14 protein-coding genes are annotated in these 14,044 nt (G+C 58.3%); 1 reads left to right on the plus strand and 13 read right to left on the minus strand.

Features of this window, described 5'->3' with window-relative positions; translation table 11 throughout:
• The first annotated feature begins 67 nt into the window (after positions 1-67).
• Positions 68-343 carry a DUF1652 domain-containing protein gene (locus KUF73_RS08880; RefSeq protein ID WP_218437664.1) on the plus strand — a complete coding sequence of 92 codons (276 nt, stop codon included), beginning with the start codon at positions 68-70 and terminating at the stop codon, positions 341-343.
• Here the strand turns inward: KUF73_RS08880 and KUF73_RS08885 are convergent.
• From KUF73_RS08885 to KUF73_RS08945, 13 genes are all read right to left on the minus strand, one after another.
• Entirely contained in the window at positions 340-735 is a 396-nt protein-coding gene (locus tag KUF73_RS08885) for a hypothetical protein (protein WP_218437665.1), read from the minus strand. The two genes, KUF73_RS08880 and KUF73_RS08885, sit on opposite strands and share 4 nt — an antisense overlap.
• An 88-nt stretch (positions 736-823) precedes the next feature.
• The gene (locus KUF73_RS08890; protein WP_218437666.1) at positions 824-1,096 is read right to left on the minus strand and encodes a DUF2790 domain-containing protein; all 273 of its coding nucleotides are present in this window, start codon (positions 1,094-1,096) and stop codon (positions 824-826) included.
• Between the two features lie 268 nt (positions 1,097-1,364).
• Positions 1,365-2,303, minus strand: coding sequence for a carbohydrate kinase (locus KUF73_RS08895; protein WP_218437667.1), 939 nt, complete (start codon positions 2,301-2,303; stop codon positions 1,365-1,367).
• A gap of 13 nt (positions 2,304-2,316) precedes the next feature.
• Positions 2,317-3,813, minus strand: coding sequence for a xylulokinase (xylB, locus tag KUF73_RS08900; protein ID WP_218437668.1), 1,497 nt, complete (start codon positions 3,811-3,813; stop codon positions 2,317-2,319).
• 147 nt (positions 3,814-3,960) lie between these two features.
• A complete protein-coding gene (locus KUF73_RS08905; RefSeq protein WP_218437669.1) occupies positions 3,961-5,433 on the minus strand; it encodes a mannitol dehydrogenase family protein in 1,473 nt (490 codons plus the stop codon).
• A gap of 15 nt (positions 5,434-5,448) precedes the next feature.
• On the minus strand, positions 5,449-6,552 hold the full coding sequence (locus KUF73_RS08910) for an ABC transporter ATP-binding protein (RefSeq protein WP_218437670.1): 1,104 nt from the start codon (positions 6,550-6,552) through the stop codon (positions 5,449-5,451).
• A 163-nt stretch (positions 6,553-6,715) separates the two neighbouring features.
• Positions 6,716-7,546, minus strand: coding sequence for a carbohydrate ABC transporter permease (locus tag KUF73_RS08915; protein ID WP_007936731.1), 831 nt, complete (start codon positions 7,544-7,546; stop codon positions 6,716-6,718).
• Between the two features lie 10 nt (positions 7,547-7,556).
• Complete coding sequence (locus KUF73_RS08920) at positions 7,557-8,483, minus strand: carbohydrate ABC transporter permease (RefSeq protein WP_218437671.1); 927 nt, start codon at positions 8,481-8,483, stop codon at positions 7,557-7,559.
• Between the two features lie 151 nt (positions 8,484-8,634).
• Positions 8,635-9,945 (minus strand): sugar ABC transporter substrate-binding protein, encoded by a 1,311-nt coding sequence (locus tag KUF73_RS08925; protein WP_218437672.1) that lies wholly within the window; start codon positions 9,943-9,945, stop codon positions 8,635-8,637.
• Positions 9,946-10,244: 299 nt separating this feature from the next.
• Positions 10,245-11,150, minus strand: coding sequence for an AraC family transcriptional regulator (locus tag KUF73_RS08930; RefSeq protein WP_218437673.1), 906 nt, complete (start codon positions 11,148-11,150; stop codon positions 10,245-10,247).
• Between the two features lie 32 nt (positions 11,151-11,182).
• Positions 11,183-12,058: a phospholipase gene (locus KUF73_RS08935; protein ID WP_218437674.1), complete on the minus strand. Its 876-nt coding sequence runs from the start codon at positions 12,056-12,058 to the stop codon at positions 11,183-11,185.
• 106 nt (positions 12,059-12,164) lie between these two features.
• Positions 12,165-13,457 (minus strand): glycosyltransferase, encoded by a 1,293-nt coding sequence (locus KUF73_RS08940; RefSeq protein WP_218437675.1) that lies wholly within the window; start codon positions 13,455-13,457, stop codon positions 12,165-12,167.
• Between the two features lie 70 nt (positions 13,458-13,527).
• Positions 13,528-13,893, minus strand: coding sequence for a response regulator (locus KUF73_RS08945; RefSeq protein ID WP_218437676.1), 366 nt, complete (start codon positions 13,891-13,893; stop codon positions 13,528-13,530).
• Between the last annotated feature and the right edge of the window lie 151 nt (positions 13,894-14,044).

The following is a 14,044-nucleotide window of genomic DNA, read 5'->3' on the forward strand; positions in this document are numbered from 1 at the left end:
CTGACCGCGATTTCACATGAGTCAGCGCCGACAGTCGATTGGCAGTCTCACAAAGGAGAGGGTCGCCATGTTTCTTTCTGCCTTAGAACTTCGCAACATCATTGAAAGCAGTTTTTTACCAAAGCGGTGCCAGTGCACGCTGTCGCCGGACCTATCGATGACCGTAAAAGTGTACGCGGACGGTGAAACCGATCAGTTGGATCTATTGAAGACCGGCATAGACGCTCAGCGTCTGAATGGTTGTCGCGAGATTAACGATCTGATTGCCGAACTCCGTACCGACCTGCAACTTCAACACGCAGAAGTCGTTGAGCACCGCCACGTGATGGGTAAGTCGCTTTAGCCCACGGTTTCGAGCTCCGCCGACACGCGCCGGGTCTGGAAGAATGCCAGGCCCAGCGCTAGTTCAACGCCGACCGCAAGCAGAATCCCCGGACCGGCATGGCCATTGAGCCATTCGCCGAAGCCCAGTGTTGCCAGCCCCCAGCAGCCAACGACAAAGCCGTTGCTCAGCGCACGACGCGTAGGGGACTGGGCCTCGTTACGAACCAGATAAAACATCACGCTCAACGCCGCAAACAACACCGCTGTGCGTCGTGCAATCAATCCTGCGGCCAGTGAGTATTCGATGTCCCAGCTTGCCAACAACCTGTCAGGCATCAAGCCCCAGGCCAGCGCCAGCAGCAAACACAATAGGGCGGTGAATGACGACAACGTCCGAAACGACAACTGCATGGCGAATCCTTGCGGCAGTGGGGGGCGCTAGAGCATAGCCGCAGAACCCGCTCACGAATACCGCAAGGTGTTGTTTCAGACTTTTCAGTCAGTTCTGATAACTGCAGGCGTCGGAAAGTTTTCGATAGGCGAGTTCCGCAGGTTTGCCCGATTGATCATCGATGTATTTCATATGCGCCGTGACCACCTCACAATCCAGGGTGGCCGGTTCGGTCAGCGCGATGATCTTGCCCACGTGCAGCGGCATGCCGTAATGGTAGGAGGGTTCGACTTGAGACGTAGCGGTGTCGCTGGTCTGTGCAAAAGCTGAAAGCGGGGCACAGATCAAGGCAGCAGAAACGAGCAAGGTGCGCGAGTTCATGGGGCGATCTCCAGTGCGGTGCAAGTGAGCTCGACGTGGCGTCGAACCTGCCGCACTGGGCGTCAGAGAACTCTGAGGGCGTGCGGTCCAGTAGAGTGTTGGACTGCACGATTAAGCATTGGTTAAGCCGCCTGAACGCCACCTGTCGCCTGGCCACTACCGTTCGGCGGGGCAAGCCTGTGTAGGAGCTTTCGAAGGCTGCGATCTTTTGATCTTCGGAAGCAAAATCAAAAGATCGCAGCCTTCGGCAGCTCCTGCAGATAATGCGTCAGGACAACTGTTGGCGATACGGCAGATCCGGCCCGGTCTTGCTGCATGTCAGCGCCGCCGCTTGCACTGCAAACTGCAGCATCCTGTCGATCTGCTCGCGGCTCAACTGCTGCAAGCCTTCAACCGAATCCAGCTGCTGTTCGGTCAGCCAGGTGATCAACGCCGCCTGAAAGGTATCGCCAGCGCCCACGGTGTCGGCAATTTTCACCGAACAGGCGGGTACCGACCACGTGCCGTGAACTCGGCTAAACACCGTCGCGCCTTCGCCTCCTCGGGTCAGAAACACCAACTGACAGCGGTGTTGCAACCAGCCATCAATCACTCGTTCCGGGTCCTGTTCGGGATACAACAAACTCAAGTCTTCATCGCTGACCTTGATCAGATCGGCCAGTTCGACCAGAGCAGCAACCCGCGAGCGCCACAACTCGATGTTCGGTTCCGGATTAAGCCGCACGTTCGGATCGAGGCTGATCAGGCGTTTTCCGCTTTCCCGTCGAACCAGTTCCAGCAGCGTATCGGCAATAGGTTGCACTACCAGCGAAAACGAACCGATGTGCAAACCGCGTACTTCAGGCCCGAGTTGCGGAAGATGCTCCGGTTTCAGCTGTCGATCAGCGCAGCCTTCGCCACGGAAGCTGTAGTGAGGCGAGCCGTTGGCACCGACGGCGACCATCGCCAGGGTGGTGGGGGCCGCAAAATCCACCAGGTAGTCGCTGCGTACGCCTTCGTCGTGCAGCACTTGCGACAAGCGCCGGCCGAGGTAGTCCGTCGACAACCCGGCAAAGAGTGCCGCGTCCACGCCCAAACGGCGCAAACCCACCGCGACGTTGAACGGCGAACCGCCGGCAATCGCCTTGAAATTCACTTTTGAAGCCAGGCCGCTGGCGTCATCTTCACTGAAGAAATCGAACAGCGCTTCGCCACACACCAGATACATAGTTGTTCGCTCTTTAAAGGGTTGCGACATGCTGTTGATAGCGTTCATAGGTCTGCTGAAAAGCAGCCACGTTTGCTGCGATCGGCAAGGTTTCACTGGCCGGGTCGAGCTTGACGCAGCGCTCGCAAAGGTCGGCCAGACTGTCCTCGTGCCCGTTTGCCCAGGACTTGCACCACGCCGCCTGAATCGCCGCGCCCAGGGCGGCGGCTTCACTTTGTTCGGTGCAGATGACCTTCGTGTTCATGATGTCGGCGACGACCTGCCGCCACACCGGACTTTTCGAACCGCCGCCGATCAGGCAAATACTGCGGCTTTGTAAGCCATTGTGCTGTAACAGGTCCAGCCCATAACGCAAACCGAAGGTCGTGCCTTCGACCACGGCACGGCACAGATTGGCCTGAGTCAGGTTGGTCATGGTCAGCCCCAGCACGCTGCCGGTGGCATGGGGCAGGGCGGGCACGCGCTCACCATTGAGGAACGGCAACATGCACACGCCCTCGGCACCAATGGGCGCCTGGGCGACGAGGGCGTTGAAACACTCGATGTCCAGATCGAATAGTTCGCGGATCACCCCGGTGGCATTGGTCAGGTTCATGGTGCAGATCAACGGCAGCCAGCCACCACTGGAAGAGCAGAAAGTCGCGACGGCGCTATCCGCGCTGACTTTCGGCTGGTCGGCATAGGCATATACCGTGCCGGACGAACCGAGACTCATGGTGATCGCGCCGGGCTTGATATTGCCGGTGCCGATGGCGCCCATCATGTTGTCGCCACCACCGCTAGACACCAGCGCGTGCGGATTTAGGCCCAGTTGTTCAGCAATACTTGGCAGGAGGATGCCGACGGGTGCGTGAGCGTCGATCAACTCTGGCAGCGCAGCTTGCAGGCGTCCGCTGGCGTCGATGTCGCGTAACAACTGCAGATCCCACTGCCGGGTGCGCACATTGAAGTAGCCAGTGCCGGAAGCGTCGCCGTACTCGCTGCAACTGCGGCCGGTGAGCCAGAAGTTGAGATAGTCATGGGGCAGCAGGATGCGTGCGACGCGAGCGAAAATGTCAGGGTGCCGCTCTTTGGTCCATAACAACTTGGACACCGTGTAGCCGGGTGCGATGACCACGCCGAGGCGTTCGAGCGAACCTTTTTCGCCTCCCAGGTGTTTGAGCAGCCGATCATTTTCTTCAGTGGTTTCGGTATCGCACCAAAGTTTGGCCGGGCGCAGCACCTGGCCCTGATCATCAAGCAGCACCAAGCCATGTTGCTGGCCGGAAACCCCGATGCCGAGGATGTCCTGGCCATCGACATTGGCCGCCAGCAAGGCGCGACGGGTGGCGATGGCGAATGCGTCCAGCCATTGACCGACGTCCTGTTCGCGACGGCCGTTGGCACCGCTGATCATCGTGTGGGTGGCCGCCCCCTGACCGAGCACCTGACCGCTGAGCGCGTCGAGGATGATGGCTTTGGTGCCCTGAGTGCCGCAGTCGATGCCGAGGAATAGTTGTTGGTCTGCCATGGATACCCTTGGATCATTCAACATATAAGTCGCCTGTTATGCCGTCTTCGCGGGCAAGCCTCGCTCCTGCAGAGGTGGTGGCCGGTAAGTGAAAACCTGTAGGAGCGAGGCTTGCCCGCGAAGACGGCAGCAGTGTCACTGCTGAGCTCAAGCCAGAATCCGCTCCAAAGTCCGCGTCACCCCCACATCCCGCAAACTGTTACAGCACCATTCAAACGCTGCCACAAACTCTGGCGAACGCGAAATGGCCGTGCCAAAGATCTCCTCGACCTCCAGCAACCGTTGGGTAATCAGCACATCATCGGCCACCAATGCCTGACAGAACGCCGCACGCGGATCAGGGATCGAGTAGGTATCACCATTCTCGTCCACACCCTTCAAATACAACGCCCAAGCCGCCACGACCAAGGCTGCACGTTTGGTTTCCCGGCCATCGGCAATCAAGCGGTTAATGGTCGGAATCGTGAACTTGGGAAACTTCGACGAGCCATCCGAGCACACGCGCTCCAGTTGGTCGGCAATCGCCTGATTGGAGAAGCGCGCCACCAGGGTGTTTTTGTAGTCGGTCAGGTCGATCCCCGGCACAGGCGACAGTTGCGGGGTGACGTCCAGGTCCATGTAGGCGCGCATGTAACGCACGAACAAAGGGTCGTTCATGGTTTCGTGGACGAAACGATAGCCCTTCAAAAATCCAAGGTAAGTCAGCGCCAGATGACTGCCGTTGAGCAGTTTTATCTTCATCTCTTCATAAGGCGTCACGTCGTCGGTGAACTGCACGCCGACCTTTTCCCAGGCCGGGCGGCCATTGACGAATTTGTCTTCCAGCACCCACTGCACAAAGGGCTCGCAGACCACCGGCCAGGCGTCGTCCACCGCGTGTTTGTCGGCCAGTTGCAGACGATGTTCGATGCTGGTCATCGGCGTGATGCGGTCGACCATGGCGTTGGGGAAACTGACGTTGTGGTCGATCCAGTCGCGCAGATCGGCATCATGCAGCGCGGCGAAGGCCAGTAACGCTTTGCGGGTGACCGCGCCGTTATGCGGCAGGTTATCGCAGGACATCAGGGTGAATGCCGGCGTGCCCGTCGCCCGGCGCTTGGCCAATGCGGCGCAGAGAAAACCGAACACGGTTTTCGGCGCGTCCGGGTTCGCCAGGTCGTGCTGGATCTGTGGCAGATGGGCCATGAACTCGCCGTTGCTGTCATCGATGCAATAGCCGCCCTCGGTGATGGTCAGCGACACGATGCGAATCTCGGGGCTGGCCAGTTTGTCGATCAGCGCCTGGGCATCGTCTTCGGCCAGCAACATGTCGCGGATGGCACCGATGACCCGGACTTCGGTGTCGTCGGTGTCACCCAGTTCGAACAGGGTAAACAGGTAATCCTGTTCTTTCAGGTCGTTCCGGGCACGCCGGTCTTCGGCGCGCAAGCCGACGCCACAAATGGCCCAGTCCAAACCTTCGCCTGTGTTCATCAGTGCGTCGGTGTAATACGCCTGGTGAGCGCGGTGGAAGCCGCCGACGCCGATGTGGGCGATGCCTTGGCGAGTCTCGCTCAGGGCGTAGGCGGGCAGGATCACCTCGGGCGCGAGGCGGGTGAGGTTCTGTTGGTTAAGTTTCATCGCAGGTTCTCTAAATCAGGCGGCAACGCGCAGCGGGCGGGTCAGCGCCACGCCGTCGGCATCGAATAAATGGCAGTGTTCGGCGTCCAGGTGCAGGCTCAAGGATTCGCCGTAACGGCTTGCCAGGTCGCCGCGTACGCGCATGGTCAGGGCTTCGCCGGATGCGGTCCGCACGTGGCAGAAGGTGTCGCTGCCCAGGCGTTCGCTGACATCGGCAGTGACTTGCAAGGTGCAATCACCGGGTTTGGCCAGCTCCAGATGCTCAGGACGAATGCCCAGCGTGATCGCGCCGCCGACGCTCAGGTTGGCACCGCTCAACGGCAGGCTGATGCGGGTGCCGGCGTCCAGTTGCACTTCGCAAGCCTGGCCATCGACACGGGTGACTTTGCCTTTGAGGAAGCCCATTTTCGGGGTGCCGAGAAAACCGGCGACAAACAGATTGGCCGGTTGGTGATACAGGTCCAGCGGCGAGCCGACCTGCTCGATCTTGCCACCATTGAGCACTACAACTTTGTCGGCCATGGTCATGGCTTCGACCTGATCGTGGGTCACGTAGATCATCGTGGCTTGCAGTTCTTTGTGCAGCCGCAGCAGCTCCAGACGCATCTGTACCCGCAACGCCGCGTCGAGGTTGGACAGTGGTTCATCGAACAGGAAGATTTTCGGATTGCGCACGATGGCCCGGCCGATCGCCACGCGTTGACGCTGACCACCGGACAATTGCTTGGGTTTGCGTTCCAGCATCGGACCGAGTTCAAGAATGCGCGCCGCTTCGCCGACTTTCTTTTCGACTTCGGCCTTGGAAACGCCGGCCAGGTCGAGGGCGAACGACATGTTTTTACGCACGCTCATGTGCGGATACAAGGCGTAGGTCTGGAACACCATCGCGAGGTCGCGCTTGGCCGGGCTGACTTCGGTGATGTCGCGGCCATCGAGTTCGATGGTGCCGCCGCTGACTTCTTCCAGGCCGGCGATCAGTCGCAGCAGGGTGGATTTGCCGCAACCCGACGGGCCGACGAAGACCACGAACTCCTTGTCGCTCACTTCCAGGTCGATGCCTTTGATGATGGAAAAGCCTTCGAAGCCTTTTTGCAGATTCTTGATTTTCAGGTTGGCCATGAAGATGGGCCTCCGTTTGTTATTTTAGGATCAAAAGATCGCAGCCTGCGGCAGCTCCTACAGGGATCGCGATTGGCCGGCGATCCGTGGGCAATTGCCCATCGCGGGAACACTGGGTTCCATGTAGGAGCTGCCGAAGGCTGCGATCTTTTCTTTTGATTTTTCATTTCACGGCGCCAAACGACAGGCCGCGCACCAGTTGTTTCTGGCTGATCCAGCCGAAGATCAGGATCGGCGCACAAGCCAGGGTCGACACCGCCGACAACTTGGCCCAGAACAACCCTTCGGGACTTGAGTACGAGGCGATCAACGCAGTCAGCGGCGCGGCTTTGGATGAGGTCAGGTTCAGCGACCAGAACGCTTCGTTCCAGCACAGGATCAGCGACAGCAGCACGGTGGAGGCCAGGCCGCCCTTGGCGATCGGCAGCAGCACCCGGACCATTTCCTGCCACAAGGTGGCGCCATCAAGCCGCGCGGCTTCGAGGATGTCCTTGGGAATGTCCTTGAAGTAGGTGTAAATCATCCAGACCACAATCGGCAGGTTGATCAGGGTGTAGATCACGATCAACGCGATCCGCGTGTCGAGCAGGCCGAAACTCTTGGCCAGCAGGTAAATCGGCATCAGCACGCCCACCGGTGGCAGCATTTTGGTGGAGAGCATCCACAGCAGCGTGCCTTTGGTGCGTTGGGTTTCGTAGAACGCCATGGAGTACGCCGCCGGCACTGCAATCAGCAGGCACAGGGCGGTGGCGCTGAACGAGATCACCACCGAGTTCCAGGCAAAACTGAAGTAATCGCTGCGCTCGTTGATGTGCAGGTAGTTTTCCAGGGTCGGGGTGAAGATGAACTGCGGTGGCGTGGCGAACGCGTCGATTTCGGTTTTGAAACTGGTCAGCACCATCCAGAAAATCGGGAAGAAAATCAGGATCGCAATGGCCCAGGCCAGGGTGCCGAGCAGCAGGCTTTGCAGACGGCGGGATTGTTGAAGAGTCATGGCGCGGGCCTCAGGCTTTGTCTGTCAGGTTTTTGCCGATCATGCGCACCAGGACGATGGCCGCGATGTTGGCAATCACCACGGCAATCAAGCCACCCGCGGACGCCATGCCGACGTCGAACTGCACCAGCGCCTGGTTGTAGATCAGGTAGGCAAGGTTGGTCGAGGCGTAGCCGGGGCCGCCGTTGGTGGTGGTGAAGATTTCGGCGAACACCGAGAGCAGGAAGATCGTTTCGATCATCACCACCACCGCAATCGGCCGCGCCAGGTGCGGCAGGGTCAGGTGCCAGAAAATCGCGATCGGGCCGGCACCGTCGAGGCGGGCGGCTTCTTTCTGCTCCTGGTCGAGGGACTGCATGGCGGTCATCAGAATCAGGATTGCGAACGGCAGCCATTGCCACGACACAATTATGATGATCGACAGCAGCGGGTAGTGCGCCAGCCAGTCCACCGGTTGCGCGCCGAACAGTTTCCAGACGTAGGCGAGAATCCCCGACACCGGATGGAAAATCAGGTTCTTCCAGATCAACGCACCGACGGTGGGCATGATGAAAAACGGCGATATCAGCATGACCCGCACAATGCCGCGACCGAGGAACTCACTGGCTTCCAGCAAGGCGCTGATCAGCACACCGAAGACCACGCTGATCAGCAGCACGCTGCCCACCAGCAACAGGGTATTAGTGGCGCCGGGCAGGAAGCCCGAGTCCGTGAGGAAGTAGGTGAAGTTCTCCAGGCCGACAAATTCATTCTCGCCAGGATTGAGCAGGTTGTAGCGGATCATCGAGAAGTAGAGGGTCATGCCCAGCGGCACGATCATCCACAACAGCAGCAACGCCACCGAAGGGCTGACCAGAAACCAGCCGGGATTGGTCAACCGGCTTTTACGCTGCGGTTGGGGAATGTCCAGGTGAGCTTTGGCAGTTGAGATATTCATGGCATTAAACCGATTCATGCAGACCTATGAAGATCCAATGTAGGAGCGAGCCTGCTCGCGATAGCGGTGTGTCAGTCACCCACAATGTTGAATGGGCGGCCGTCATCGCGAGCAGGCTCGCTCCCACAAAGGGCAGGAGCGAGGTACGGGATTACTTGGGATAACCCGCGCGCTTCATCTCACGCTCGGTGGTTTGCTGTGCGGCAGCCAGGGCCTGGTCTACCGTGGTCTGACCGATCAGCGCTGCCGAGAACGACTTGCCAACCTGGGTGCCGATGCCCTGGAACTCAGGAATGGTCACCAACTGAATGCCGATGTACGGCACTGGCTTGAGTGTCGGTTTGCTCGGGTCAGCAGCTTTCAGTGATTCCAGCGTGACCTTGGCAAACGGTGCGGCGCTCATGTAGGCCTCGCTGTAGGTCGAAGCGCGGGTGCCGGGTGGCACGTTGGCGATGCCGTCTTTTTCCGCGACCAGCGCGCCGTACTCTTTGGAGGTCGCCCAGGCGCTGAAGGTTTTTGCCGCGTCCTTGGCCTTGGAGCTGGTTGGAATCGCCAGCGCCCAGGAATACAGCCAGGCCGAGCCTTTATCGGTGGTTTCGTGGGGTGCGTAGGTGAAGCCGACGTTGTCGCTGACTTTGCTTTGGGTCTTGTCGGTCACGAATGAACCGGCAACGCTGGCGTCGACCCAGATCGCGCATTTACCGCTGTTGAACAGTGCCAGGTTTTCGTTGAAACCATTGCTGGACGCGCCCGGCGGACCGGATTTTTTCATGGTGTCGACATAGAAATTCAGCGCGTTTTTCCACTCGGGACCGTTGAATTCCGGCTGCCATTTTTCATCGAACCAGCGCGCGCCATAAGCATTGGCGATGGTGGTAATCAACGCCATGTTCTCGCCCCAGCCGGCCTTGCCGCGCAGGCAGATACCGTACTGCTCTTTGTCCTTGTTGGTGAGTTTGCCGGCGAACTCGGCGATCTGCGTCCAGGTCGGGCGCTCGGGCATGGTCAGGCCGGCGTCCTTGAACAGGTCGGTGCGGTAATAGGTGATGGAGCTTTCGGCGTAAAACGGCAGCGCATACAGCGAACCCTTGACCGACAAGCCCTCACGCACGGACGGGAACACGTCGTCGAGGGCATAGCTGGCCGGCAAATCCTTCATCGGCTCCAGCCAACCTTTGGCACCCCAGAGTGCCGCTTCGTACATGCCGATGGTCAGCACGTCGAACTGCCCGCCCTGTGTCGCAATGTCGGTGGTGAGGCGCTGACGCAGGACGTTTTCTTCCAGTACCACCCAATTGAGCTTGATATCGGGATGCTCGGCCTCGAAGGTTTTCGAGAGCTTTTGCATGCGAATCATGTCGCTGTTGTTGACGGTGGCGATGGTCAGGGTCTGGGCGCCGAGGCTGACGCTGCTGAGGGTCATGCAGGTGAGGGCAAGCAGAGCTTTTACAGAAGGTTGCATCGTGCACTCCTTTTCTGCACCCGACGGGTTACAGAAGGACAGTTATTGTTTTTAATCTGCGTTGATTACAGCCCTCAATTGATGGCGATACAAATCTTTGGTCGCACTTGAATCGATACTATTTTGCACTGATGTTTGAGGTGGGATACGCAGGGAAAGGGTTTTCAGCGATTTGTCGGCATTGAATACGTATAGGTTTCAACGTCGTAAATCAAAAGATCGCAGCCTTCGGCAGTTCCTACAGGGGAATACATTCCAAATGTAGGAGCTGCCGCAGGCTGCGATCTTTTGATCTTGCTTTAACCGTGATTCTGCTCAGTCAACCGCTGCACCACCAAGCGCCGATAATGCGACGGCGTCATGCCCTTGAGCTGCTGAAATCGCCGGTTGAAGTTGGAAATATTGTTGAAGCCCGATTCAAAGCAAACGTCCGTCACCGGCTTGTCACCATCGGCTAGCAGCTCGCAGGACTTGCTGATGCGCAGGCGGTTGACGAACTCGATGAAGTTTCGCCCGGTGGCCTGTTTAAACACTCGACTGAAGTAAGTCGGCTTCATCCCCAGATGCTCGGCAACTTCCTCCAGCGGCAGTTCCCGGGCGTAATGAGCGAAGATGTAATCCACCGCACGGTTGGTGCGGTCGATGTTGTGCTCATCGGCCAATTGCGGCGTCGTTGCGCCGGACAGCAACTGATAATCGTCAGTGGCCGCCAGCAACTCCAGCAAAATGAAAAAATGCCCCAGGCGAGTCACGCCCTGGGTGTCGGCGATGCGCTGCATCAAGTCCATTGCCTGGCGAATCGTTTGCTTGCAACGGAACTCGATACCGTACTGCGCCCGCTCCAGCAGCGGCGCCAACGTCTTGAGCTCGGCGAACACCTGATAGCCGCTGTCGAACAAGTCGTCCGTGAAGTTGACCAGCATGTCGCGCTTGGGCACCACTTCGTCTTCGGCCACCTGGCTGATCCAGTTATGGGGCAGATTGGGGCCAGTGAGGAACAGGCTTTCAGGGTAGAAGTTACCGATGTAGTCGCCGATGAACACCTTGCCGGAGCTGGCGACTATCAGGTGCAGCTCGTATTCCTTGTGGAAATGCCAGCGCACCAGGGGGCAGGGGAAGCCGTGCTGGCGATAGATGATGGACAACCCGTTATGGTCATCCATCAGTTCGTAAGAAGGGTCGGTCACTCTGGCAGTACGGGTCATGTCGGCATACTTTTCTTGTTATCGCCCCTTGATCATGCCTCGTGCAGGGCGGAGCCGTAAACGGCCTTCATGCTGCTGGCGCTCCAACAGTAATGGACGATCTCGGACTCATCGAAAAAGTCGGTACTGATGATGCTGCACCGCGTGACCCAGTCTCGCGTAGTACTGAACCAGTCATTGATGTGGCGTTTTATGTGGCCGGGCCCGCCCAGCAACGAGTAGGTGGTCGCTGACAACGACCATAGAAATGTTTCGTAGGGAGCGTCTTTCAGCGTCCTGCCGATATGGCGCTGAAGTTCGGCAATGTCAGTAAATGTATCGTCGTGCCACTTGTGCGGAATGCGCGGCCAGAAGAATTCGCGGTCCATCTCCGCTGTTATCTGCGCGGCCATGACGATCCGGCGATGTCGGCTGGCGCGTTTGAGTTCTCCCACTGTTTTAAACCCTTCGGCGGGAAGGATGACGCGCAAACCGAGACGGCGCACCAGCCAGTCGCTGAGTTTTTTATGATCGAAGGTTTTGTCGCCATCGCCCAATTGATGAAAGTCCAGCACGATGAATTCGTCCGGGTTTCGATCGAGAAACAGCAACACCGCGTCGATCAACTCATCCAGTACGCGACGTGAACGAAAGCCATTGTGGTGAAAATAAAAGGCTGGCTCCGGGGTTTGCGTATAACCAAGACGAATGTCGAAGGCCCGGGCGCCATTGTCCAGTTGCCAGGCAAATGTATCGTTCTGACAAATAGTCCAGTTGGCGGACAGGGCTGCATGGTTGGGTGCTTGTTTGTCCATGCCGGCGTTATGAACGCCGGGCCAGACGATATCGGTGAGTTTCAATGTGTCGATGTCGAGGACTTTGCTCATCCAGGTTTGTTTGTCGAGCTGTCCTGTCGTGTTGTTCGCCATTACCGTTCCTTTCGCTGACGTTACCCCGTCCATGGGGCAACCGGTGTGAAGCCCGACATTAACCGGTCGGCATCAGCAAGGGCGGTACATATGTATCGCGTGACCGCTAGTTGAGGCGGTTCTTTGCCTCAATCCATTGCGCCATGTACTGAGTACTTTTGTGCTGATGATGGCGCAACATGCTGCCGGTAAAGTTATCCCGCCGGATTTGCGCCAGATGCAGCTGGCAGTGAATCAGTTTTTCGATCAAGGCCGGGCCGTGGGTCGACTGCTGGTAACGCTTGGCCAAAAGCGCCTGTGCCTGCAACTGCGCGCTCTGCCATTGCACCTTGTCGTTATAAAGTTGGACTGCTTGGTCGGCAAACTCGCGAGCCGTTCGGGTGATCGCCCCCGGCCAAACCTCGTCGCCGTGCATGGCTTCTGCGCCAATCGGCGTAGTGACGTTGGGCGTGCCGCAGAGCATGGCATCGACGATTTTGCCTTTGATTCCCGCACCGAACCGCAACGGCGCCAGGCACACCCGCGTCGACGACATGACCTGCAAGGCGTCTTCAGCCCAGTTCAGCACGTGAAATCCTTGGGCCGCATTGTGCAGGGCGGTGGCCTTGGGCGGTGTGTAAGCACCATAGATGTGCAACTGAGCGGCGGGCAACTGCGCACGAATCAATGGCCAGATAGTGGTTTTCAACCAGAGCACCGCATCCCAGTTGGGTGCATGGCGAAAGTTGCCGATATGCAGAAAGTGCGCCCGGTCTTCGAACGGGACCGGCGGGCTACTCGGCAGATCAACCATCAGCGGGCACCAATGCAACAGGTTGCGTGGCACCCCGAACTGCTCGACCAGCAGCTCGATTTCAACCTCGGAGATCATCAGGTTCAGGTCGCAACGATAAATCGCCGCGATTTCCCGTTTGGCCAGATCGGTCTCGGCCATGAATTGGAACTCTTCGAGCAAGGCGGGGGCAAACAGTTCGTTGAAGTCATTGGCATCGTCGCCGGCCTTCAAACGATTCTTCAGGCGCTGATGCCGGGCATCGCGCAAGCTTTGCAGGTCAGACGTTTCAAGCACTCGCACGGCGTCAGGGCAATGCTTCTCAACACGCCAACCGAACTGTTCTTCCATCATGAAACGATCGAATAGCACCACATCCGGGGCCAGTTCGCTGATGAAGGTGTCGAAGCTGCTGTTGTTCAGCTCGATGGGCACTTCCCGAATGCCTAGCACCGTCAGGTCTGCCCGGTGTTCACCGCTGGTGGCCGGGGTGCTGAAAGTGATGTCCCAACCCTGTTGCAGGAATGTCTCGAGGATTTGCATCATGTGCCCACCCGCTGCGGAAGAGCGGGGCTCGGGCCAGACGTAACCAATGACCAGGACTTTGGTTGCGCGGGGCTGACTCATTTACGGGATTTCCTTGAAACAGGCAGGAAGCGGGGGACAAAAGAGGGGCGGCATTAAACCATAGCGGGACTCAGGAACACTGAAGAATGCCTTTGACCTTATCCCGCAGTTGATCAATAGAGAACGGTTTGCCAATCACATGCATGCCTGCGGGCACATCAATGCTTTCGGCATAACCGCTGGCAAACAGGATCGGTAACGCCGGGCGTAGCGTCCGCGCCAGGGTAGCCAGCTCCCGTCCGTCCATCACCGGCAGGCCGACATCGGTCATCATCAAGTCGATGTGCTGTGCCTGATCGTTGAGAAATAACAGTGCCTGATCGCTGCCATCGGCCTCAAGTACGTTGAACTCCAATTCCTCCAGCACATCGACAATCAGCATGCGCACGATGGCATCGTCTTCGACGACCAGGATGATGGAGGCGTTGGCGGACATAGTGGATTTCTCGAAAAGTAATGACGGTTGCCAGTCGATCGAAATCGCCGGCCTCTTGCATGAGTAAGTGGCGACTCCCGACAAGTTCCCGACGGGCTATAAAAAGAGTAGTGCAAAGGATAACCGCTACTCGACGCGGGAGCAGCTGAAT

It is taken from the genome of Pseudomonas sp. PD9R, assembly GCF_019200975.1.
Lineage (GTDB): Bacteria > Pseudomonadota > Gammaproteobacteria > Pseudomonadales > Pseudomonadaceae > Aquipseudomonas.

Bases quoted from the DNA above. Each gene is read 5' to 3' on its own strand.
- KUF73_RS08895 (WP_218437667.1), bottom strand. From the start codon at position 2,303: ATGTATCTGGTGTGTGGCGAAGCGCTGTTCGATTTCTTCAGTGAAGAT.
- KUF73_RS08930 (WP_218437673.1), bottom strand. From the start codon at position 11,150: ATGACCCGTACTGCCAGAGTGACCGACCCTTCTTACGAACTGATGGAT.
- KUF73_RS08880 (WP_218437664.1), top strand. From the start codon at position 68: ATGTTTCTTTCTGCCTTAGAACTTCGCAACATCATTGAAAGCAGTTTT.
- KUF73_RS08915 (WP_007936731.1), bottom strand. From the start codon at position 7,546: ATGACTCTTCAACAATCCCGCCGTCTGCAAAGCCTGCTGCTCGGCACC.
- KUF73_RS08935 (WP_218437674.1), bottom strand. From the start codon at position 12,058: ATGGCGAACAACACGACAGGACAGCTCGACAAACAAACCTGGATGAGC.
- KUF73_RS08885 (WP_218437665.1), bottom strand. From the start codon at position 735: ATGCAGTTGTCGTTTCGGACGTTGTCGTCATTCACCGCCCTATTGTGT.
- KUF73_RS08910 (WP_218437670.1), bottom strand. From the start codon at position 6,552: ATGGCCAACCTGAAAATCAAGAATCTGCAAAAAGGCTTCGAAGGCTTT.
- KUF73_RS08890 (WP_218437666.1), bottom strand. From the start codon at position 1,096: ATGAACTCGCGCACCTTGCTCGTTTCTGCTGCCTTGATCTGTGCCCCG.
- KUF73_RS08945 (WP_218437676.1), bottom strand. From the start codon at position 13,893: ATGTCCGCCAACGCCTCCATCATCCTGGTCGTCGAAGACGATGCCATC.
- KUF73_RS08905 (WP_218437669.1), bottom strand. From the start codon at position 5,433: ATGAAACTTAACCAACAGAACCTCACCCGCCTCGCGCCCGAGGTGATC.
- KUF73_RS08920 (WP_218437671.1), bottom strand. From the start codon at position 8,483: ATGAATATCTCAACTGCCAAAGCTCACCTGGACATTCCCCAACCGCAG.
- xylB (WP_218437668.1), bottom strand. From the start codon at position 3,813: ATGGCAGACCAACAACTATTCCTCGGCATCGACTGCGGCACTCAGGGC.
- KUF73_RS08925 (WP_218437672.1), bottom strand. From the start codon at position 9,945: ATGCAACCTTCTGTAAAAGCTCTGCTTGCCCTCACCTGCATGACCCTC.
- KUF73_RS08940 (WP_218437675.1), bottom strand. From the start codon at position 13,457: ATGAGTCAGCCCCGCGCAACCAAAGTCCTGGTCATTGGTTACGTCTGG.